Source organism: Demequina oxidasica (assembly GCF_000975115.1).
Taxonomy (GTDB): Bacteria; Actinomycetota; Actinomycetes; order Actinomycetales; family Demequinaceae; genus Demequina; species Demequina oxidasica.
Genome location: NZ_BBRE01000004.1, coordinates 259,764 through 281,057, shown reverse-complemented (window position 1 = coordinate 281,057; position 21,294 = coordinate 259,764). Strand labels below are relative to the sequence as shown.

Annotated in this window: 22 protein-coding genes; 14 read left to right on the top strand and 8 right to left on the bottom strand. The window is 61.6% G+C overall.

Annotation, left to right across the window (positions count from 1 at the left end):
• Positions 1–481 precede the first annotated feature (481 nt).
• From AOP77_RS11925 to AOP77_RS11910, 4 genes are all read left to right on the top strand, one after another.
• Positions 482–1,711 (top strand): hypothetical protein, encoded by a 1,230-nt coding sequence (locus tag AOP77_RS11925; RefSeq protein ID WP_062213963.1) that lies wholly within the window; start codon positions 482–484, stop codon positions 1,709–1,711.
• Positions 1,712–2,337: 626 nt separating this feature from the next.
• On the top strand, positions 2,338–2,622 hold the full coding sequence (locus tag AOP77_RS11915) for a hypothetical protein (protein WP_062213886.1): 285 nt from the start codon (positions 2,338–2,340) through the stop codon (positions 2,620–2,622).
• A gap of 258 nt (positions 2,623–2,880) precedes the next feature.
• The gene (locus AOP77_RS12400) at positions 2,881–3,048 is read left to right on the top strand and encodes a hypothetical protein (RefSeq protein WP_160300078.1); all 168 of its coding nucleotides are present in this window, start codon (positions 2,881–2,883) and stop codon (positions 3,046–3,048) included.
• 219 nt (positions 3,049–3,267) lie between these two features.
• Positions 3,268–4,239: a DUF8453 domain-containing protein gene (locus AOP77_RS11910; protein ID WP_062213884.1), complete on the top strand. Its 972-nt coding sequence runs from the start codon at positions 3,268–3,270 to the stop codon at positions 4,237–4,239.
• Between the two features lie 343 nt (positions 4,240–4,582).
• On the opposite strand, the gene AOP77_RS11905 is transcribed toward AOP77_RS11910, so the two are convergent.
• Both AOP77_RS11905 and AOP77_RS11900 read right to left on the bottom strand, forming a co-directional pair.
• Positions 4,583–5,701, bottom strand: a complete 1,119-nt coding sequence (locus AOP77_RS11905) for a class I SAM-dependent methyltransferase (protein ID WP_236685833.1) — start codon at positions 5,699–5,701, stop codon at positions 4,583–4,585.
• Between the two features lie 122 nt (positions 5,702–5,823).
• A complete protein-coding gene (locus tag AOP77_RS11900) occupies positions 5,824–7,158 on the bottom strand; it encodes a flavin monoamine oxidase family protein (RefSeq protein WP_062213880.1) in 1,335 nt (444 codons plus the stop codon).
• A 183-nt stretch (positions 7,159–7,341) separates the two neighbouring features.
• Between AOP77_RS11900 and AOP77_RS11895 the strand changes: the two genes are divergently transcribed.
• Positions 7,342–7,581: a putative acetyltransferase gene (locus AOP77_RS11895; protein ID WP_062213878.1), complete on the top strand. Its 240-nt coding sequence runs from the start codon at positions 7,342–7,344 to the stop codon at positions 7,579–7,581.
• Between the two features lie 54 nt (positions 7,582–7,635).
• Here the strand turns inward: AOP77_RS11895 and AOP77_RS11890 are convergent, their stop codons facing one another.
• Complete coding sequence (locus AOP77_RS11890) at positions 7,636–7,863, bottom strand: RNA-binding S4 domain-containing protein (RefSeq protein WP_062213876.1); 228 nt, start codon at positions 7,861–7,863, stop codon at positions 7,636–7,638.
• Between the two features lie 74 nt (positions 7,864–7,937).
• Between AOP77_RS11890 and AOP77_RS11885 the strand changes: the two genes are divergently transcribed.
• Both AOP77_RS11885 and AOP77_RS11880 read left to right on the top strand, forming a co-directional pair.
• The gene (locus AOP77_RS11885) at positions 7,938–8,402 is read left to right on the top strand and encodes a MarR family winged helix-turn-helix transcriptional regulator (protein ID WP_062213875.1); all 465 of its coding nucleotides are present in this window, start codon (positions 7,938–7,940) and stop codon (positions 8,400–8,402) included.
• 27 nt (positions 8,403–8,429) lie between these two features.
• Positions 8,430–9,275, top strand: coding sequence for an NAD(P)H-binding protein (locus AOP77_RS11880; protein WP_062213873.1), 846 nt, complete (start codon positions 8,430–8,432; stop codon positions 9,273–9,275).
• A 56-nt stretch (positions 9,276–9,331) separates the two neighbouring features.
• On the opposite strand, the gene AOP77_RS11875 is transcribed toward AOP77_RS11880, so the two are convergent.
• Positions 9,332–10,024 carry a hypothetical protein gene (locus AOP77_RS11875; protein ID WP_152649872.1) on the bottom strand — a complete coding sequence of 231 codons (693 nt, stop codon included), beginning with the start codon at positions 10,022–10,024 and terminating at the stop codon, positions 9,332–9,334.
• 77 nt (positions 10,025–10,101) lie between these two features.
• Between AOP77_RS11875 and AOP77_RS11870 the strand changes: the two genes are divergently transcribed.
• The 3 genes from AOP77_RS11870 (at position 10,102) to AOP77_RS11860 (ending at position 12,616) form a co-directional block, all read left to right on the top strand.
• Positions 10,102–11,151 (top strand): helix-turn-helix transcriptional regulator, encoded by a 1,050-nt coding sequence (locus AOP77_RS11870; RefSeq protein ID WP_062213869.1) that lies wholly within the window; start codon positions 10,102–10,104, stop codon positions 11,149–11,151.
• A gap of 72 nt (positions 11,152–11,223) precedes the next feature.
• Positions 11,224–11,580 (top strand): SdpI family protein, encoded by a 357-nt coding sequence (locus AOP77_RS11865; protein WP_062213867.1) that lies wholly within the window; start codon positions 11,224–11,226, stop codon positions 11,578–11,580.
• A 4-nt stretch (positions 11,581–11,584) separates the two neighbouring features.
• Positions 11,585–12,616: a tocopherol cyclase family protein gene (locus AOP77_RS11860; RefSeq protein WP_084622613.1), complete on the top strand. Its 1,032-nt coding sequence runs from the start codon at positions 11,585–11,587 to the stop codon at positions 12,614–12,616.
• Between the two features lie 25 nt (positions 12,617–12,641).
• Here AOP77_RS11860 and AOP77_RS11855 read toward each other — a convergent pair whose 3' ends face one another.
• The 3 genes from AOP77_RS11855 to AOP77_RS11845 form a co-directional block, all read right to left on the bottom strand.
• The gene (locus AOP77_RS11855; protein WP_062213865.1) at positions 12,642–13,187 is read right to left on the bottom strand and encodes a hypothetical protein; all 546 of its coding nucleotides are present in this window, start codon (positions 13,185–13,187) and stop codon (positions 12,642–12,644) included.
• Positions 13,184–14,776, bottom strand: coding sequence for an SDR family oxidoreductase (locus tag AOP77_RS11850; RefSeq protein WP_062213863.1), 1,593 nt, complete (start codon positions 14,774–14,776; stop codon positions 13,184–13,186). The genes AOP77_RS11855 and AOP77_RS11850 overlap by 4 nt, the downstream gene beginning before the upstream one ends.
• Positions 14,777–14,843: 67 nt before the next feature.
• A complete protein-coding gene (locus AOP77_RS11845) occupies positions 14,844–15,911 on the bottom strand; it encodes a hypothetical protein (RefSeq protein ID WP_062213861.1) in 1,068 nt (355 codons plus the stop codon).
• A gap of 286 nt (positions 15,912–16,197) precedes the next feature.
• Between AOP77_RS11845 and AOP77_RS11840 the strand changes: the two genes are divergently transcribed.
• From AOP77_RS11840 to glsA, 4 genes are all read left to right on the top strand, one after another.
• Positions 16,198–17,397: an SHOCT domain-containing protein gene (locus AOP77_RS11840; protein WP_062213860.1), complete on the top strand. Its 1,200-nt coding sequence runs from the start codon at positions 16,198–16,200 to the stop codon at positions 17,395–17,397.
• Positions 17,398–17,922: 525 nt separating this feature from the next.
• On the top strand, positions 17,923–18,753 hold the full coding sequence (locus AOP77_RS11835) for a TFIIB-type zinc ribbon-containing protein (protein ID WP_236685832.1): 831 nt from the start codon (positions 17,923–17,925) through the stop codon (positions 18,751–18,753).
• Complete coding sequence (locus tag AOP77_RS11830) at positions 18,753–19,058, top strand: hypothetical protein (protein ID WP_062213858.1); 306 nt, start codon at positions 18,753–18,755, stop codon at positions 19,056–19,058. The genes AOP77_RS11835 and AOP77_RS11830 overlap by 1 nt, the downstream gene beginning before the upstream one ends.
• Positions 19,059–19,124: 66 nt before the next feature.
• Positions 19,125–20,063, top strand: a complete 939-nt coding sequence (gene glsA, locus AOP77_RS11825) for a glutaminase A (protein WP_152649871.1) — start codon at positions 19,125–19,127, stop codon at positions 20,061–20,063.
• Between the two features lie 32 nt (positions 20,064–20,095).
• Here glsA and AOP77_RS11820 read toward each other — a convergent pair whose 3' ends face one another.
• The gene (locus AOP77_RS11820; protein ID WP_062213856.1) at positions 20,096–21,283 is read right to left on the bottom strand and encodes a glycine C-acetyltransferase; all 1,188 of its coding nucleotides are present in this window, start codon (positions 21,281–21,283) and stop codon (positions 20,096–20,098) included.
• Positions 21,284–21,294 lie beyond the last annotated feature (11 nt).

The window sequence follows — 21,294 nt, the reverse complement described above, 5'->3', positions numbered from 1 at the left end:
GCGAGCGGCGCACCGACCTCCGGAACGCTCTCGAGAATTGTCGACACTTGTTCAGGAGTCAAGTCGTGACCGCGCATAGCCCCAGGTAGTACGTAGTTCACGTTGTCTCGGTCACAAGATCGAACACAACGGAACGCGAATATCCACCGTTATTGGGACTGGAATGCGAGTCGGCACCGCTTGCGAGGCGCACCATCAGATCTGGATACTGCTCGCAATGCGACTCGCGAGAGGCAAAATCGACTAAAACCGAAGTTAGTCATGTGCATTACCGTACTACCGGGCCAGATTTGTGTGCGGGGACTACTTCTTTCAAGGGAGGGGGGCGATGCTCGAATTTGCGGCACCAGCTCGCGAGGAGTTCGTACTTCGTCCCGCTTGGCTTACATTTGTCCACCTCTAGCGTCACCTGACGACGTAAAAAGGGAAAACTCGATTGCGATTGGATGGCATCATGACCGATCCCACCTCCGATGGCCTCATGAAGGCCGTCGTGGACCGATATTTGAAGTCAGGCGACTTCAACGGTCTCTACCTGGATACGGACGTCGATTCCGAGCTTGTGGGCGTAGCGAAAGGGCTGGTCGCCGACGGAAAGTTCCAGGTGATGGTGTCAGAGGTTGACTACCCGAATCCGCACATTCGACCGTGGCCTTCGCGGCGCACTATCGAGTCGCAGATCGAGTCGCTCGACGAGTTGAGCGGCGCGGGATATGGCGTAGTGCTATATCCCACACCATTGGCGCTGAAGGGCGTGCGCGTTCCCGCTCGTCTGAAGGGGCTTCCGTTCGCCACGGCGATGGCGAAGGGCCGCGGCACGCTCGAAGTGGCCTACTTCAGCTTCGACGTTCTCGAGCCGTATCGAAACGACCCGCGGTATCGCTTCCGTTACGGCGACTTCGGTGTCGATATGGGCATCGGCGACGAAGCCTATCTCGACGAGACTGAACTCGAGCGGGACAAGGTTTCACTGAGCCATCTTGGATTCGCATACGACCTCGCTGGTTACGACCGGACCGACGAGGAAACGCCAATAGTGCGCCGCGTCGCTGCCTTTTACGGTGACCTAGCCAAGCTAACTCCAGAGCATCAGCAACGCTGGAAGTCGTACCAAGTGGCTGAAGATGGCCTTGAACCACACCCTGCTTGGTGGATGACACAGATGGGCCATTGGGCGGACGGCATCGGCCCGTTCGACTATCTGTTTCTTCAACTTGAGAATCTCAATGCTCTTTGGACCGGTGCCTTCGGCGAAGCGCTGTTCAAGCACACCGACCGGCCAGAGGAGTTCGGTTGGCTGCTTCGGCCGTCGCAGCGCGAATGGGACGAGTTCATCGTTCAGCTTGACAAGGTGCTCTCGGAAAATATTCGTCACGATGCGCTGGACGCCGTCGGAGCGCCCCGCAAGGACAAGAGCGATCAAAACCTCGGCACCCTCAGCCGCCTGTCCGCCTTCCTTGAGGATAAGGGCATCGAGTCGGCCACCGTGAAGGACCTGATGCAGCCGTTACGGTCAATTCGTCAGGCCAGGCAAAGGCCAGCCCACGCCCTGCGGGCCAACATTACGGACAAGTCCTTCGTGCATCGCCAGGTGGCGTTGCTCGAGGATTTGAACGACACGCTCAGGGAGCTGGCCAGGTGGTTGTCTACGCACCCTAAGAACCGAGGGTGGAAGTCGCACTTCGAACCGGACAATTACTACAGGATGTAGGACGCCTACTCGGCGGGGGCGTCCTGGCCGACATACCGCCGCACGCAAGTGATGCCCGTGGCCTCAGGCTCATCCGGCGTATCGCAGGCGATCGCGGTCACCGTGTCTCCTCCCCGAAGGTGATCCCCGAAGAACGCATGGACGCGGTGAGAATGGCGAAATGCGTGGGCGGGACATGGTCGCGAAAAACGAGAGCGCACGCAACCCATTGAGCGTTATAGCCCGCGTCGCCCGCAATGGGCCACCCGTTTCGATGAGTAACAGCATGACCCTCCGCTAGCCGAGCTTTGTAGGCTTCATAGGCGGCGTCCCAAGCGTCCACCATGGCGGCTTTTCTGGCGTCGTACATCGAATCGTCGTATGCAGGCGCGGCTTGAAGGGCTGCTATGGCCGAGTCCCAAGCGTCGCATCTGGCCTCGTCCCACGATTCGCGTGAGGAGGTATCACAGGACTGCCACTGCGCCAGGGTTAGGGCCCTAGATGCCTCTATGAAAGCGATAACCTGGGCCGTGTTTGGGCCGTAGATGTCGGCGACAGCCATTCCACCACCTCTGCGGTCACACCGGGAGTGGCCATTGCGTAATTCTAACCATGCGCCAACGGCTGATGGACGCTAGTCTTTCGCCATGGATCCGATTCTGTTCTGGTTTGAAGAGCGCTACGGCGACAACGCTGCTTACGAAGTCAAGACCTATCGCCTCAATATCCGACAACGGGAGGTTGAGGTCGAGGTTCGCAACTATGGTGCGAGCGCGTTGAACGGTCAGTATGTTGCGTATGCACGGCTGGCGACCATACCCGAAGGCAAGGAACTCCTCATGAACACCTATGGAGAGAGCCTTGGGAACGGTGACTACACGCCCGAGGGCGCACTATTTAACATTCACTGGGAAATCTTCGATCAGGACTAACGCCAGTGTCATGTCCACCATGACGCCTGAAACGGCTCGCGCTTACTGGCGCGCGCTCATAGAGGACGCCGACCGGCTATGTATGTAGCCTCGTTCGCAGTCGCTCGTCGTGCTCGCCCACGAGGAGATTGAGAATACGGAGTGGGGGGCAGAGTGCGCGGCCAGCAACCGCGGTTGGGCGCGTTCCGACAACCTCGTCAAGCAGAGGGGCTTCTACGTACACCTTGACAGCAAAAGGGCGTCACTACGCCCAATACCGTGTCCAGACCCACCCTGCGGCTTGACGTTTGGGCGACGGCAGGCTTGGTGCTCTCAACCATCGAAGATGCGCAGTTTGGCGCGAGCGTGCGTGGCACCGTGTTATCGGACCTGTCGGAAGCCGAGGCGATTGAGAGGGCGGTGGCCGCGAAGTACTGGGATAACTAGTTGTGCTCCCAGGGGCGTGGGGTTCGGTTCCAGCTTCCTCGTAATCGCACAACCACGCCGACAGGAGGGCCGACGTAGCAAGCTCGTCGCGCGCATAGCAGGCGCACGGATTCACCGATATTGTTCGTAACGGAGAAGGATCGAGAATGTCTTTGATCCTGAAGGGAGTTCCTAGATGATTCTATTCAGGCGCATGACCGGCCCGTCGAGCGGGCCGAAGTGACCGCGACTCCGCAACCGTTTATCGCATCTACGTCTTTCGGCCAAAGTGCGGACGGGTTTGGTTGGCTCAATGCTAACGCGGAAGCGCTCCAGGCGATCGGTTCAATTGCCGCACTCTTGGCGGCGGTCATCGCCATCCTGGCACTAGTTCGCGCAGGCTTAGATAGCGCGGCTCGGACGCGGCCCTATGTCGTCGTTGAGTATCGCGTCCCTGAACAGGGCATGTCGCGCTTGGACCTGGTGGTGCGGAACGTGGGCCCGACTGCTGCGCGAGATATCTCGCTCAAGTTCAGACCGTCGCTCGCTTCAGACAATCCCGAGAGGCGCCTGGCGAACTTGGCGGCGGGGCGATTCGAGGACACTGTGTCGGTGATGGGGCCTGGCCAGGAACTGTTCTCGGTACTTCAGGTTGACGACAAAGATGATACGAAAAGCGACGTGGGCCCAGTGCTCACAGTTGATGTGTCGTACAGGTCACCGTGGTGGCGTATCGGGTCCTACACCGACCGTTTCGAACTCCAACGCTCTGTATACACCGGTCACGTGTTCACGAGAAGTTCAGATTCTGTCCTTGGCCGCCTGAGCAAAATCGCCAAGGACCTCGGGAAAATTGAGGCCAACCAGAAGGGCGCGACTAACGCAACGCTTATGCTGGCCAGTGCTGTCGAGATGGGATTCAACCGCGTCGCTTCTCCGTGCGCCGGGGTGCAGTGGGGCCATCAAAGGGTTGGGCAGAACATACATCGGGTCGAGAACATCGGCGATGCCGTTGCCGAGAACGTGACACTGACCGTTGACCCGACAATGTTCCGCGACGGCGATCCTTTCGACGGCGCACAGACCGTGCATCCGGGCCAGCGCTTGGAGTTCGTGGCAGAGGCATCGCTGGCCACTGCGGATAGTACCGTCCTAGTCTCCTGGACCGAAGGTTCCGGTTCCGAGGTCGAGGAATGGCGATTTAAGGCTTAATCGTCGAAACGGTTGTCTTGCGAGGCGTTGGCTTCACCCGGTCACAATGTGATCACAAACGCCGCGAGGTTGTATAGGTTTCTACGTCACGAGACCCGGCGAAAGGGCCCTGACTCGAAACTGCGCAGCTCAAAACCGTACGAAACAGGTCTACTCCGGCGTTCTGGGGGTCAAGGGGTCGCAGGTTCAAATCCTGTCAGCCCGACCGATGAGGGCCGTTTACCTGGGGGAACCTGGGTGGGCGGCCCTTTTTGTTTGTGTGGCTCTGAACGCGTGTACGTCGGCCGTGCCCGAGGAGCTGAGATCTCCAGATACGCCCCGACTACGAAGGCTCGAGGTGTACTCAGCGTCGCCTAGAGACAGTCACCGTGAACTTTGCGTTGCGGGCGACTTGCTGGGTGGGTCCTACAGTGCCTTCGAGCAGCGGGCGGTAGGCCAACGACGAATTCCACACGCACCAGAGCTCTCCTCCGGGACGAAGTACTCGAGCTGCATCGGCGAAGAGTCTGGGCGCCAGCCGATCGGTCACGGCTGCGCCCGAGTGGAATGGCGGGTTGAGCGCAATGAGAGAGGCACTAGCGGGAGGTCTCGCGGAGAGTGCGTCGTCGCGCCTTACCTCGACGCGTGTGTCGATGCCGTTGGCGTTCATCGTCGCGCGAGCGGACCTGACTGCTATTGCCGACTGGTCGCATGCGTAGACATGAGTATTCGGATGCCGCGTCGCTAACCACGCGCCCACGATGCCAGTCCCGCACGCGAGGTCAATATAGGGATCATCGGCCGTCCCTCCTTTAAGTTCCGCGGGGAGATTGTCCAGCAACAACCGCGTGCCGATGTCGAGGCGTGCGCCAGCGAATACGCCGCCGAAGGCCCGCACTTCGAGACCATCGACTTGCGCAGCCGCCGGCTCTGGATCGCGCCCATCGTGAGGCTCACGGGCGAGGAGCACGCGGGACTTTTGCCGGGCGTGGGTGACGTCCAGCCGCCCAAAGAACTCACTGAGCACCTCGTTCATTGACAGCGACATGTGCTTGAGTCGGCCACCGGCAAGCACGACCACGTTCGGAGCCGCATGTGCAGCAATCAGGCCGGCGATATCTCGGAGTTCGTCTAGGGACCGGGGAAGGCGCAGTAGGACCACTCGCGCATCGTGGACCAGTTCGGCATCAAGCGCGAGGGTGCGGAAGTGTTCCGCCATGCCTGCGTGCTCTGCGTTGGCCGCGAGCGCGCGTTCACTGTTCAGGGAGTCAAGGTGCGTGCGGATGGCAGTTGCTCCCGCGTCGGCAGCGCCGAGTGTGAGGGCTCCGTATGCGTCGCCGATCACCACTATTTCGCCGACCTTGGCACAAGCGCGCAGCGCGGCAGACTCATCCAGAATCAAACGGTCGGCCGCGTCAACGGCGACAAGTCCAGGCGCTTCGACGTCAGGCCAGCGCCGTAGTTCATCCAGGACGGCGCTCACGGCGTCACGCCACCATCGACGCATCGAACGTCAGCAGGCTCAAGGTGGTTGACGCAGGCGGCGAGCACTCGCCAGTGAGTTCTGGACATGGTGGAAAGCCTAACCTCGCGAGACAAGGTGAACTACGGCGTCGATGCCGTCCAGATCTCCTCCATGGCGACCGCGCGCCCCAAAATGTTCTCAGCGGCACGATGTCCCGACAGCAGTGCGGCAGTGACAGTCGCGGGGTCGTCGGTCCAGGTAGCTTCGCCTGCGAGATGCAACACGCCGCCGATGGGAGTCGCGAGCGCATCGTGGTCGGCTGTGGTCGACCCCACTGTCATGTAGGCGTATGAACCTCGCGCGAACTGGTCGGCGTGCCAATTGGTAACGGTCACGCTGGATGGCGCCATGGCGCGGTCGCCGTAAAGCCGACGCAATTGCGCCATGACTGAGTCGACAACACGCGACTCGTCCCAACCGCGCGTCCCGATGGCGCCGCGGCCCGCGGCGAACGTCATCAACGTGGGCGTGTCATGTAGCCGCGTGAGGTCGTACCAGGAGTGCCACCAGTGCCCCTGGGCGCCTTGCTGGCGGATGGCATAGACGTCGTCGTCCCAGAATTTTTTGGGGAATCGCATGAAAACCTTCTCGAAGTCGTTCATGGCAAGACGGCTCAGCGCGCCAGCGACGGGCTCGGGAAGGGGCGGTTGGATGGCGAGGTCGTCGGATTGAAGCACTCCCACTGGCACGGTGATCACTGCGCTAGCCGCTGCAAAGTTGCCCTCGTCGGTGAAGGCCACCACGCCATCGGCCGACCATTCGACACGAGAGACGATGTGATTGAGCCGCACATCGAGGTCACGGGCGAGGCCCGCAGGAAGACCGTCGTAGCCGTCGGGGAACACCACCTCGTCACCCTCGATCTGGTCGTCGTCCAGACCGTGGGCGGCGAGGTTCTCAATCCGGGCCCCGTACTGTTCTTCCGACCGATGTTCGAGGTACTCGCGTACCCGCTGTGTGCGATCGTCGGCCCAGCGAAGGGTAGCCAACGCCTCATCGGTGACGTCCCTGTACGAAGCATTGGCGGCCGATGCAGCGATCACCTTGACGAGCGCGGCATCGAGCGCGTGGACATCCTTCACGAAGCTAATCGCACCCTTGTCGTCCAGCCTGGCTCCGTCAGGACCGTAATAGGCGATGGGTCGACTGTCGGGCTGATAGCCCCCGACGGTGAACTCGACGGTCCGTAGCCCGAAGGCCTCGGCCGCGGCGGCTACGGGGGAGTCGGTTATGCCGTGGATCCACGACGCTCCCAGATCGGTGGCGATGCCGTTGGTGCGCTCGGTGGACACTCGGCCACCCACACGGTCGCGTGCTTCAAGCACCACTACGCGATGGCCAGCTTTAGCGAGCAGCCGTGCTGCAGTCAGGCCCGCCACTCCGGCGCCGATGACGAGGGTGTCGTAGTGATCCATGGGCGACCATCCTCCACTCGTGTGCGCTTTAGCGCGCACACTGACACTACCGAGTGACGCGCGACTTGGCCCGGACTTAGCCACGGCCAGGGGTGCGCGTCGCACGGCCACGCCCTACAGCGCGCGAGCCCACATAGTGCACATTCGTTCTCAACTAGCAGCCGACTCTGTAAGGATGAGGGAGTGAGCGACCCAAAAGAGAGAAGTAGCACAAAGCGGTGGCCCGCGCCGGGCAGCCGAGTAGTGGTGCGCTACTTGATCGCCACGGGACAAGCGACGGACGCTCTTGGAGAACTGCTCAGTGCCGACGACCAGACGGTGGTGATTGACGGAGTGCGCGGCGTCGAGCGGATTTCCGTTGGGGACATCATCGCCGCGAAGGAAGTCCCACCGCCGCCGATGCCGCGGCCCAGACGGTCCTGACGCTGGCTCCAGCGCGCGACGGCGTGCCAAGATCGTGCCTCGACGAGGCTGAGGTCAGTAGCGTACTCGCGCCGAACGGTCTTGGAACGTGACGAGGTCGCCGTCCTTGAGCTGATAACCACGCCGGAGTTCGGTCGCTCCGTTGACGAGCACGTCGCCGTCCATGACGGCTTCCTTGGCATTGGCCCCGGAGTCAATCAGGCCGGCCAGCTTCAGGAACTGACCGAGCCGAATGACCTCCCCGTCGACTCGGACGTCTTCCACCGGTTGGTTTGTTGTCATCTCTGAATGCTAACGGTCGGCAGCGTGTCGAGATTTACATTCCTGGTAATGTATCCATCAATGGAAGGGGTGAGATGGTCGAGTCGATCTTCGCTGATTTGGTGCGCGTAGAGATTCAAACGTGGAACGTCGTCGATACTGCCGTGCGCCGCGAAGCAGGAGTGTCTCTGGGCGACTACGAGGGTTTGAAAGTGATCGAGGACCGCAGAACCTCCCGCGTCAACCAGGTCGCCGAGGACCTGGTCATCACTGTGGGGGGCGCGAGCAAGCTCGCTGATCGGCTGGAACGCGCCGGGCTACTGATTCGGCGGCAGAACGCAGAGGATAGGCGTTCCTCAGTCCTCGAGCTCACGGACCATGGTACGGCAGTGCTGAATCGCGCAGCCAGGGTCGTGAGCGCGGAGCTCCACCGCTACTTCGATGCCAGTATCACCGCAGAGGAACTTCACAAGCTTGGCCTCACCCTGCGCAAGCTCCGGAAGTCTGCCGCTGTCGCCACCGAGACGCCGAGCGCCAAGAGCAAGCTCCCCACCAACTAAGCCACCACCAAACAGGCAAGGAACCACATGACGATCGCAGTTACGTCCGCCTCCGGGCAACTAGGCGCGGCAGTAGTTCAAGCGCTTCAGGCGATGGACATTGAAGAGCAGGTGATCGGCCTCGCCCGGACTCCGTCCCGCGCCGCTGGGCTTGGAATTGAGGTACGCCCTGGGGACTACTCGGATCCTGAGCAGCTGACCAAGTCACTGGAGGGAGTAGACGCTGTTCTGCTGGTCTCTGGCAACGAGCAACCCGACATGCGAATTCAGCAGCACCGCAACGTGCTTAATGCGGCGAAGACCGCCGGCGTGGAGAAGGTCGTCTACACGAGCGTGCAGGGTGCGGAGGAGGGCAACGGCTTTTCACCAGTGGTGCAGAGCAATCGACAGACGGAGGCGGACGTACGAGCCAGCGGCATGGAGTGGGTCATCGGCCGCAACGGCATCTATATCGAACCTGACCTCGAGAGCGTCGACGCATACAAGTCTGCTGGGGAGGTCGCCAACTGCGCGGGTGACGCAAAGTGCGGATACACGACTCGCCCTGAACTCGCCTTTGCGTACGCGCGACTGCTCACCGAATCTACGAATGACGGGCGAACCCTCGCGCTCAACGGCGAGCCCATCAGCCAGGCCGAACTGTCCGCGTTCCTCAACACTGCGTTTGGAACCCAGCTCACCTTCCGCTCAATGAGTGTCGAGGACTATCGGACTGACCGCGTCAACGAGCTCGGCGATTTCCTGGGCACTGTCATCGCAGGCATCTACGAAGGCATCCGCCAAGGAGCGAACGATACGCCTAGCGATTACGCCAAGGCTGCGGGCCGACCCCACCAAAACTGGGACGAGTACTTCGCCTCCGTCGCGCACTAACCGAGTCGTCGCGGGGTTCGACACCGCGCGGCATCGGGCGAGTTGCCGGCACCACTCTAGAACGCGTTCTGTAGCTCACAGATGACGTCGGCGTTGATTTCAGTCCCGTCCTCGAGGACGCCGGCAAAGCGCACTTCGACGATGTCGCGGCTTCCGTCTGCGCCGCGCGGGCCCTTCTCCGTCATCGTGAGGATTTCGCCCTTGTTGCGAGGTCCGCCTACGCCCGCTGCCTCCAGTGGATCGCCGAACCTAAACCTTTCTTCATTAATTGCGACGTAGTTCATGGCCATGTCCTCGTGGGCCTTGACGTTGTCAATGGCGATGATCGCCGAGATATCGCCCTCATTGAGATCGCCGACGTCCTTCTTGCCGTGCTCGCGGCTGATCTCGCAGTCGCCCGTGAAGTCGTTAAACTCAACGCCATCGACATAAAGGGTGGCGTTGCCGACGTCGTCGGGAATCGGTCCGCCTGCGCCGGGTGCCTCCTCCGTCGCCTCGTCCGCGCCGTCGGCTTCGGAACTCTCGTCCACCGGGCCAGCATCCAGAGTGTTGGAGTCCTCCGCAATTGCATCGGTGAGGTCGCTGCCCGCTGTTGCGGAAGGCTGTGCGTTCGAGGTGGCTGGCTCATTCTCCGAGGAGGGAGAGCAACCGGCCAGGGCTACGACCAGGGCCAATCCGACGGCGGCAGCGCGTGTTTTGCGCGCCCATGGGAGCGAGTCTCTGGTGATGGCGGAGTGGAGAGTTGTCATGTAGTCAAGGTTGCCAACGGGCACACGAGTCCCGCAATACGGCTTTCGCCGTAGGCGCACGGGTAGTGTGGAAAGGCATGGGACTAAGCGATGACGATGCGCAGGCGGTCTTGCGTGCCGCAGGGCGTTTGACCGAGTATCCGCCCGTGGGATTCGCCGAGGTCCTTGAGACCCTTCGCGAAGTGATTGACTGCGACAGCGCGTCCTTCAACGACATGGTCTTGGAGACCCGTGATTTTCGCTACGCGATCGTGCCTGCCGCTGACGCAGTGCTAGCAACGCGTCTCAAACCTCAGTACGACAAGTACTTTCACGAGCATCCACTGATCACGGCAGCGAACTCGACGCGCGGGCTTGGCGCTATTCGATTCTGTGACGTCGACGGCGGGGCGGACATCACGTCCACTGACTTATATCGGCACTTTTACGAGCCCTTCAACGTCCGATTCCAACTGGTGGTCGAACTTCCTTCCCCGCCAGATGTGGTGGTGGGTTACGCCCTCAATCGGAGTGCGACACGGGGAGAGTTCAGCGATCGCGACGTTTCCGTCATGAATACGCTCAGCGGACACCTCGCCATGCACCACCGATCAGTGTTCGACGGCGAGCGCGCACGCCTCGTGGACGCGGAGATGGATCGCTATGCCTGGGCCGTGGTCTCGGTGCGATCGGATGGCGTGGTCGAAGCCTCATCCTCCCACGTGTTCGAGGCGGGCACGCGAGTCCCAGAAAGCCTCCTGTCGATTGTGGTCGACAAGTCGTCGCAGCCAGGGGAGGAGGCGCGGCATGAGGTGATGATTGGGTCACAACGTTGGCACTGCATCGTCCATCCGGTCCGGCTCGGTCCAACCGTGTTGCTTTTGCGCAAGCAGCAGGACGTAGCCGCGGATTCCGAGGTCCTCATGAGGGCTGGTCTGACTCGGCGCCAAGCGGATGTCGTGGTGGCCCTCGCTCGCACGGGCGGTTCCAATAATGAACTCGCCCGTGACCTCGGCATGTCGGAGGCGACCGTCAAGAAGCATCTCGAGGCAATCTTCCGAGTTCTTCGGGTCACGAGTCGCGCGGCTGCGGTCCTTCGACTGCGCGAGCTATCGGAACCGGGGGTGGGGCATTCACGAGACAGATGACATCGGGACAGCCGCTCAAGTAGGGCGGTGGTTTATTGCCGTTCTCGGCAACAACCTGTAGCGTCGGACACGATGGATGCCGAGTGGGCCACACGGACCGTATTGTTCGTCACGATGGTCGGCTCCGGAATCTTGATGATATGGCTGGCGCAACGTGCCGCCACCGGAAACTTGAAGCGAAATCATCTTGCAGGGATTCGGACCACCGAGACTATGGCGAGCGAAGAGGCATGGCTCGCGGCGCATCGGCGCGCGCTGAGCCCGACCCGTAGCGCCGGGACTATCTCGGTCCTCAGCGGAATGGTGGCAATGGTGCCCATCCCAGTGACAATCGTGATTCTCTTGGTGCTGGCCTCTGGATTGGCGATGCTGGCCTTGGTCGTCTACGGAGCTCATCAGGGAGTAAAAGAAGCGCGGGCGCTAGTCTGAAGCAATGACACTTGAATCAGTGTTCAACGCGGTGCCGCGCACTATCCGCACGCTCGCAGCCACCGGTCACCCTGAGGGGTATCACGGCGACTACCAGCGCGGTAGCCAGTTCTTCGAGGGCTGGTACGTCAAGCTGATCTCTGCGGACAAGACCGCCCGCATCGCGATCATTCCCGGAGTGTTCCTAGGCGAGCACGACGAGGCGTTCGTTCAGGTGCTTGACGGGGTCACCGGACGGTCCTGGTACGAGACATTCGACGCGCGAGAATTCCGCGGCGCCACCAAGTCCTTCGACGTGAATGTGGCCGGAAACACCTTCAACGACAGGGGAGTGGGCGTGAACCTGCCGCTGTCGGGCCTGAACGGAAGCGTGCGCTTCACCTCTCCGATGGACCCGTGGCCGGTGACCGCAACGTCTCCGGGAATCATGGGGCGCTACGGGTGGGTTCCCGTGATGGAGTGCTATCACGGGCTCGTCTCGTTTGGCCACGATCTGGCGGGATCACTCACACTCGATGGAGTGGAGCAGTCATTCGACGGCGGCCTTGGCTATATCGAGAAGGATTGGGGACGTGCGTTTCCGGCGGGCTACGTGTGGATGCAGACCAACCACTTTCAAATGCCCGGCGTGAGCCTCTCCGCCTCGATAGCACTGATCCCGTGGGGACGCAGTCGGTTTCGAGGCTTCATCGTTGGCTTGCGTATGCCCGGCCGCGACGGAACGCCCGTCCTGCACCGCTTTGCCACCTACACGGGTGCGGAGACCACGATGCTGAATGTGGACGATGAGCTGGTGACGTGGACGCTTCGCAATATTCAGGGCGCGGAGCTACGCATCCGAGCAGAGCGCCGGCGCGGCGGTTTACTGCACGCGCCCACGCGTACCAAGATGCATCGTCGGGTCGAGGAAACTCTCGACGGACGCGTCCACGTGGAACTGGTGAACCCAGCAGGGCGCACGGTTTACAAGGACGTGGGTGAGGCAGCCGGACTGGAGGTGCATGGCGACATCTCGGATCTCACCGCGATGTCCTAACCGTTGGCCATGCGCTCTCTCGCGGTCATTTGATCTCGGAGAGCAGAGCCTTGAGTGAGGCACGTGTGGACTCCAGTTCGTCGAGCGATTCCATCATGCTCACGGTGACCGTCACGACGGACTTGTCTCCGCGAGAGCCGACGTCGACGCCAATCGCGCGGCCGTCTTCCAATTTGCCACGCCAGCGCCGCCATTTGGCAGTGCTTGAGGTGGTGGGGGCCTGAGTGAGTTCCCGCCCAGCCAACGTCGCGCGATTCTCGACGTGACTGATCCATGCCGCAAGTGCGTCGTCGAGAGATCCGGGAAGTGTGCGTGACGCTGACACCTCGAAGGTGCCGTCCGCGCGCTGGCCCGGGACGCGACGCCCAATTTTTTGCTCGTAGGCCACGGCGACTCCCTGGCTCCACCATTCGCGGTTGCCTGTCACGGGCGGCATGAACTCATGGGCGGCGGTGGCTAGCTGGGTGTGGTTCAGTTCGCGTCCGCCCAATGCGTCGAGGTGCGTCACCCATTGCGCCCAAGTCAAGCCCGTGGCCTTCGCGATGGCGTGAGTGTTCATGGCCTTGGTCATTCTTTGATGCTAACGGAACGCCCCCCGTCGGAGCCGTCGCCTTCCGCTACAGCCACGATACGGTTCACCATGCCGCTAAAGATCAGGCCATGGAACGGCAGCATCGTCAACCAGTAGAGGCGGCCGGAGAGCCCCCGCGGAAAGAAGACGGCGCGTTGCCAGTATTCGGAGCCCTCCTCGGTGGGGCGAACTCCGAGTTCAAGCCACGCCTTGCCCGGCACGCGCATCTCGGCGCGAAGCCTCAGCAGCTTCTCGGGTTCGGCGACCTCGACACGCCACACGTCTACGACGTCACCCACAGTAAGTCGAGAGTAGGTTCGACGGCCTCGCTGAGAGCCCACACCGCCCGCGACTCGGTCGATGAGCCCACGCGTTGCCCACAGCACCGAGGCGGAGTACCAACCCGTGGCCCCGCCAATTTGGGAGATGACTCGCCACACCGCGGCCGGGTCCGCGGACGTCGTCTTATGGCGCTCGTCCTTGAAAACTGTGCGTCCAGCCCAGTCAGGGTCGCTCGGCATGGGGTCGCTGGGCACTCCGGAAACCCTGGCGTCGAGCGAGCTGGTCTCCACCTGATCGATCTCGATACGGCCCAGCGCCAGCCGAACGGACTCTCGGTATCCCGTGAGGCCTCCGGGAGGCGGCGGCACCAACCGGTCGATCGCATCGTCCTTCACCACACACGAGTGCAGGAGAGACTCCACGAGCGGCATTGCGAGCGCCCGCGGAACAGGGGTGACGAGTCCTACCCAATGCGACGCGAGCCACGGAGTCATGACGGGCAGGGCTGCGATGTGGCGCTGCGGAAGTCCCGCCTCGCGGGCATAGCCATTCATCATCTCCGAATAGCGGAAGACGTCCGGACCGCCAATGTCATACGTCCCGTTAACGTCTCCCGTGGCACGCGCCGCACCTAGGAGGTAATACAGCACGTCACGCACGGCGATAGGCTGAATTGAGTTGCGCACCCATTTGGGAGCGGGCATGTAGGGCAGGACCTCCGTCAGGTGGCGAATCATCTCGAACGACGCGGAGCCCGAGCCGATCACTACGCCTGCTTGAAGCACCGCGGTCGGCACGGCTGTGGCAAGCAGGATGTCGCCCACCTCTTTGCGCGACTCGAGGTGCGCGGCGAGTTCGACTCCGTCCGGGTGGAGTCCGCCCAGGTAGATGATGCGGCTGACGTTGTTGGTGCGCGCGCTACGCGCGACGTTGAGAGCAATAGTACGATCAAGCTTTCCGTAATCGTGTCCGGCGGTCATGGAGTGAACTAGGTAGTAGACAATGTCGACACCATCCATTGCGGTGTCCATTGAATCCCGAGCTGCCGCGTCACCGTCTACGACGTCAACCTCGTCACCCCACGGGAGTGCTTTAATGCGACGGCTGTTTCGCGACAGCGCGCGCACTCGATAGCCGCCGGCGAGAAGGCGAGGGACAAGCCTGCCGCCGAGGTACCCGGTAGCGCCCAGCACTAACACCAGCGGGGCGTCACCGTTGGCGAGGGGCCGGGCGCGTAACGCTTCCTCAGACCCACGTGGACTACTCAGCTCATCAGCCGTTGGTGCATTGCAATTGTTTCTGCTCACCGAAGGGCTCCCGTCTCGCTCGCGTCAGTGAATCTGCGTGCTTACGTCAACCGCATCTACGCGGAGGTCATTCCTTGCGCTTGAGACGCGATCCCACCGCACGCACACTGCTCGAAGCCGCACCCTTGATGGCCGAGCCGGTGCGCTTCACCGTCGTGAGTGCTCGGGCCTCGTCAGGGATCCCGTCCCCATTGGTGTCGACACTACGGAACACCCCCGCGACATCCGTGGCCTTGCCCCAGGATGCCTCTCCAAAGTCTGCTGCCTTGCTTTTGGCGGCTTGAAGGGCCTTCGCCGCACGTGACGCTTCCACCGTTCCCGGATCTGGCTTGTGGAAGTCAACCAGCCCGCCGGGAAACTCCGAGGGCGGCGCCGAAAAGGCTACCCTGGCCGCCTTCACCACATCACTGCCAAACTTGAAACTCGCGAGTCCTCCGGCGGCGGCGCCAATGCCAAAGGGAATGACCTTGCCCAACGTGCCGGCCCCAAACCGCGCACCCGCAGTCAGAGCCTCCCGTGCAATTACCGTCGCGACTGGCACGAGGGCCGAGTCAGGGAGCTGCTGGGTGAGGACCTTGCCCCAACCCTCGGGAAGTACCTGCGCAACCGTGCCATCGGCTGCCGTACGAGCCTGAGTAATGACGCCCGCCCCGGATGCCTGCAGCACGATCTTTGACAGTTGACTTTGCGACTTCTCTCCCAGCATCACTCCAAGAATGAGGGGTCGGGTGCGCTCGATGTCGCCCACTTCCGTTCCGTGGAGTTCTGCGACGGCAAGGACGTACAGCGCTGATGCCTCGTAGAAGAACACCAAGTCCGCAACTCCGAGTCCAAGGGCGACGGGGATGCCCACAACGGGTATTGCGGCCGATGCGCCGACGCCCGTGCTGGCAACAGTCACGGTCGCGACATAGCGTCGGTCAAGTTCCTTCAGTATCTGCGCGGGTGTGGCGCTCGGCTTGTCGCGCCGGACTGACTTGAGGTATTCAAGCACCACCGGCCGCTGCACGGCAATGGCCTTGTACAGCTTGGACTGGAAGTCGCCCGAGTCTTGAGCTTCGTCGGCGTTGTCAGCGACAACGGCAAGAACAAGTTCCTCATCCGAAGAGCCAGCGGGTGTCTTTTCGGTGGGCATCGGAACTCCATGTGGTGAGATGGTGAGGGCGCTAAACACAGCTTTGCTGCTGGGATATAGCCTAATCACTAGCGCCTGACAAAGCGTGCACACTGCCGTCGCCGCAGGTATTCGCCAAACCGGGATCTGCCAGGGCTTTGAGACGGCCTCGGGGCGGACCCGGTGCTATCGTGAATGAACGCCGCTCGTAGTCGCGCAGCTCCGGTGGGCTCTCCAGCCCACCGCCTGTGTTTCTACGGCCTCTGCTTTGAGGGCGGCCCTCACTACGAGCTGACGGGGTGCAGAAATGGGATTTATTAAGGCCTTCGCGGGTGCAATTGGCGGCACATTCGCAGACCAGTGGAAGGACTTCTTAGTACCGCCGTCTGGGCTCGCCCCGACCGCCGCGATCTTCCCAGCTGTGCCGCAGGGCCAGAACGCGGGCCGGGGCTCGAACACCAAGGGCTCTGAGCACATCATCACCAACGGAAGCCGGATTGTGGTCCCCGAGGGCTACGGGCTAGTGACGTTCCAGGATGGCGCACTCACCGGATTCATCGGCGAGCCCGGCGGATTCATCTTCACGAGCGAGGACCAGAACGCACAGTCCATGTTTGCGGGCGACGGGATTATCAGCCCCACGGTCAAGACCTCGTGGGAACGATTCAAGTTTGGCGGCCAACCCGCATCGCAGCAGCTCGCGTTCTACGTCAATCTCAAGGAGATCCCGAACAACAGGTTCGGAACTCAGTCCGAGATCTACTGGGACGACGCGTACCTAGGCACTCAGGTCGGCGCCATCACTCGCGGTAGCTACTCGCTGAAGATCGTCGATCCCATCCTGCTTGTCAAGAATTTTGTTCCGCTGACCTACCTCAGTTACGACGCAAAAGTGTTTGATTTTTCAGACCTCGACAACGATGCGGCCAGCCAGCTCTTCAATGAGGTCGTGGGTTCGCTCGCGGCAGCATTCTCGTATTACACGAACGACCCCAGCAAGGGAAACCGGATCGCCAAGATCCAAGGTGACGCGATTGGCTTCGCACAGTCACTGAGCGCCGCGGTTGACGATGGTTATCAGTGGACCACCGACCGCGGGCTCACCATCGCAAAAGTTGCGCTTCAGTCCATTGAGTACGACGAGGACACACGTGCATTGCTGAGCGACGTCAAGAAGGCCGATGCACTGGGAGGCGCCCGCGGCAATTCCTTCATGCAACAAGCGGCCGCACGTGGCTTCGAGGCGGCAGGGTCCAACGAGGGTGGCGCCGGCGGGGGAGCGGGAATGGCCTTCCTCGGCATGGGCATGAACGCTGCGGGCGGAGCCGCCGGTGGTCTCCAACAGCCGGCAAATCCGACTCCACAGACACCGCCCGCCCCTGGGGCCGCCGCTCCGGAAGCCGACGACCCGATGGCCAAGCTTAAGCAGTACAAGGACATGCTCGACAACGGGCTCATCACCGAGGCTGATTACGACGCCGCCAAGGCTAAAGTACTCGGCTTGTAGGGAGCGATCCCCATGGAGAATCCCGACCCAACGTCGCGTGCGCCCGAGCAGCAACCTCTAAGTTCTCCCCAGGACCAGGCGCCTCCCGCGGCGCCTGAGCCAGTCGCGGCCACGAACCCGGTCAGCGATTCCTGGGCAAGAGGTGCCGACTCCTCTGAGGCGCCTACGCCAGAACCCGATGATGATGCGACGCGAGTGATTCAGACGGATGAGGGTGCCACGGACGGGCTCGCAAAGTGCTCCCGCTGCGGGGCGACCGACATTTCTCTCAATGTCGCAACAGGGAATCTCCGCTGCAATTTCTGTCGGTTCGAGTGGTCAGCGGAGAGTGCGAACGACGCTTTTGATCTCGACGGTGACATTGGGAAGCTCCTAGGAGTCACGGTTGGTTCGGGTTCTAGTGACATCGTGCCGTCCACGGACGAAGTGATGACCTTCAAGTGCAGCGCTTGTGGGGCGGAGGTATTGATTGACACCGCGAGCAGCACTCAAGCGCGCTGCCACTGGTGCCGCAACACTCTCTCCATGAACCAGCAAGTGCCCAACGGCGCAGTACCCGACATGATTCTGCCGTTCAAGGTACCTAAAGAGACCGCGATTGCGAGCATCAATAAATTCGTTCAAAAGCGCAGGTTCTTTGCCCACCCGCTCTTCCGTGCCGAGTTCACCGCGGAGAACGTGATGGGCGTCTACCTGCCTTACATGGTGGTCGACATTAACGCGCACGCGCGCCTCAGCGGTGAGGGGGAGCACCAGACGCGGTCCTATACGGTCAAGGTGGGAGACAGTCAGCAGACCAGGTACGACGCGGATCTTTACAACGTGGTCCGAGACTTCGACGTCCATGTGAGTGACCTCACTGTCGAGTCGTCGAGCGACCGGCTCGAGCAAATCACCTCACAGAATTCCAACAACATCATCAACACGATCATGCCGTTTGATGTCGAGAATGCGGTGCGTTACGACTCGAACTACATGAAGGGTTTTACGTCGGAACGCAGAGATAGCAATCTTGACGAACTGTCTCCGATCGCCTTTACCCAGGCGGAAGACATCACCCGCAACCGCGTGAATAGCACCCTCGGTTTCTACGACCGCGGAGTGCGCTGGACTCAACAAGACGTGAACGTGCGGGGCCAGCGCTGGGTATCCGCCTACTTGCCTGTATGGCTCTACAGTTATCAGCAGCACAAGTCCAATGGCAAGACCTTTCTGCACTACGTTGCGGTCAATGCCCGGACAGGAGAAACCATGGGAAGCGTGCCTATCCACCAGGGCAAGTTGCTCCTGGTCTCCGGCGGCGTCGAGGTGGCCGGAATCATCGCCGCAATTGTTCTCACGGCGTTAGGAATCTGATGACTACCTCTGCCATGGTGCTTGCCGTACATGACCAAGTTCTAGCCTCGGGAGGATCCTCAGGGGATGATGGCGGCTTTATTGGATTCATCTTCCTACTCTCGGGATTCGCCTTCTACGCGCTCATGTACTTCAGGTACCGCAACGCGGATAAGCGACACCGGCACGAGTCCGAGACTGAGGCAACATTGCTGAACATGAAGAAGGGGGACACCTTCGTGCGCTCTAAGACCGGAATGTCCAATAGCAGAATGTCCGGTGCCAACAGCCACGAGGTGCGTGGCGCACGCAGAAAGTTCTTCTGACTAAGAACCGACGGCCGAGTCGTGAGCATCTTGCTGCTACCCGCACCATTAAGCGAGGATCCTAGAGTGACCCAGGTTGTCCCATCGCGGGTGCTTCAGGCACTTGAACGCTCCTACCTTGACGCGTCCGGTGATGCGTCTGGAACCGTGTCCAGCGTGTACCCGGTGCTCGCCGACGCAGAGCCGGAGCTGTTCGGAGCCGCGGTGGTTGAGATCAGTGGAGAGATCGCCGAGGTCGGCGACTGCGGTGTGGGCTTTTCCATGATGAGTTGCGCCAAACCGTTCGTGTTTGCGCTTGTGGCCCAAGCACGAGGGATCTCCCTGGTGCGCGAGCGTGTAGGTGTCAATGCCACAGGGCTACCTTTCAATTCTGCTACCGCGGTCGAACGCGATCCCACGTCTCGGACCAACCCGATGGTGAACTCAGGGGCGCTCGCCACCATTGCCCTGACGCCAGGTGACTCCGTCGACGACCAGTGGCAGAACATTATTCAGGCGGTATCGGAATTCGCCGGCCGTGCCCTAGAAACTGATCCCGAGGCATACGCCTCGGTGTCCGCCGCCAATCACCAAAATCGCGCGCTTGCGCACTTGCTCTCTGCTCGTGGGGCACTGGCGAGCCCGCCGGGGGACGCGGTGGAGCTCTACACGCGTGCCAGTTGCCTCGTCGTGTCTACACGCGACCTAGCGGCGATGGGAGCAACTCTCGCAAATTCCGGAACCAACCCGCTCACGGGTGACCGCGTTGTCGACGGAGACATCGCCAGAGCGAGCGTCGCTGTGATGGCCACCTCGGGCCTCTATGAGACCACGGGGGACTGGATGATGAAGGTGGGCCTGCCCGCCAAGAGTGGAATCAGCGGCAATATTGTTACCGTGGCGCCGGGCAGGCTGGGTCTGGCGAGTTATGCACCCCGACTCGACGCGGCGGGCAACAGCGTCAAGGGCGCAGGTATCGCTCAGAGCCTGGCGCGTGACCTACGCCTCGATATCTTTTCCGCATAGCGACGGACGAGTACGGAACCGGCGGACCTCCCCTAGGCCGAACCCTCGCTCTCGTCGCGCGACGCGACGAATGCCGCAACGCAGCGGCGAATCTCCGATTCGGAGTGCGCCGCGGACAGTTGAACCCGGATTCGTGCCTTGCCCGTGGGAACCACGGGGTAGGAGAAGGCCACCACATAGACGCCGTGATCAAGCATTCTGTCCGCGACGCGTGCCGCAAGCGCCGCGTCGCCAAACATCACTGGAATGATCGCGTGCTCACCGTCCAAGAGGTCGAAGCCTGCCTCTGCCATGAGGGAGCGGAACAGGGCGGCGTTGGCCATGAGTTGGCTGCGCAATTCGCCGCTGTGCTCGATGAGGTCCAGCGCCACTAGCGTGGCGGCCGCGACTGCCGGCGCAACGGTGTTGGAGAACAAGTAGGGGCGAGCTCGCTGGCGCAGCATCGCGACAATCTCCTTGTGCGCTGCAACGTAGCCTCCGGAGGCGCCGCCCAGAGCCTTGCCGAATGTCCCTGTGTAGATGTCGACACGGTCGGACACGCCCATCAGCTCTGGGGTCCCGCGCCCGTTCTCGCCCATGAAGCCCACGGCGTGAGAGTCGTCCACGAGGACCAGGGCGCCGTACTCTTCCGCCAGGTCACAGATGCCACGCAGCGGCGCGAGGTAGCCATCCATCGAAAAGACGCCGTCAGTCACGATGATGCGCTGACGGGCGCCCGATGCCGCCTTGAGTTGTTCCTCGAGGTCGCCGAGGTCGCGGTTCGTGTAACGCAGGCGCTGTGCCTTGCATAACCGGATGCCGTCGATGAGCGACGCGTGGTTGAGCTCGTCCGAGATGATGGCGTCCTCGGGGCCAAAGAGGGATTCGAAGACACCGCCGTTCGCATCGAAGCAGGACGAGAACAAGATGGTGTCTTCGGTGCCGAGAAATGCGGAGACACGCGCCTCGAGCTCGAGGTGCAAGTCCTGAGTGCCACAAATGAAGCGGACGCTCGCAAGTCCAAAGCCCCAGTCGTCCATGCCCTTCTTGGCAGCCTCCACCAACCGTGGATCGTTCGCGAGACCCAAGTAGTTGTTGGCGCAGAAGTTCAAAACATCGGCGCCTCCGGCAGCAACGACTGACGACTGGGGCCCTCCCAGCGGCCGCTCGCCCTTGAGTGTGCCAGCGGACTGAATCTCGCCGAGTGCCGTTTGCAACTGTGCCTGCATACTTCCGTACATGGGGTGTCCTT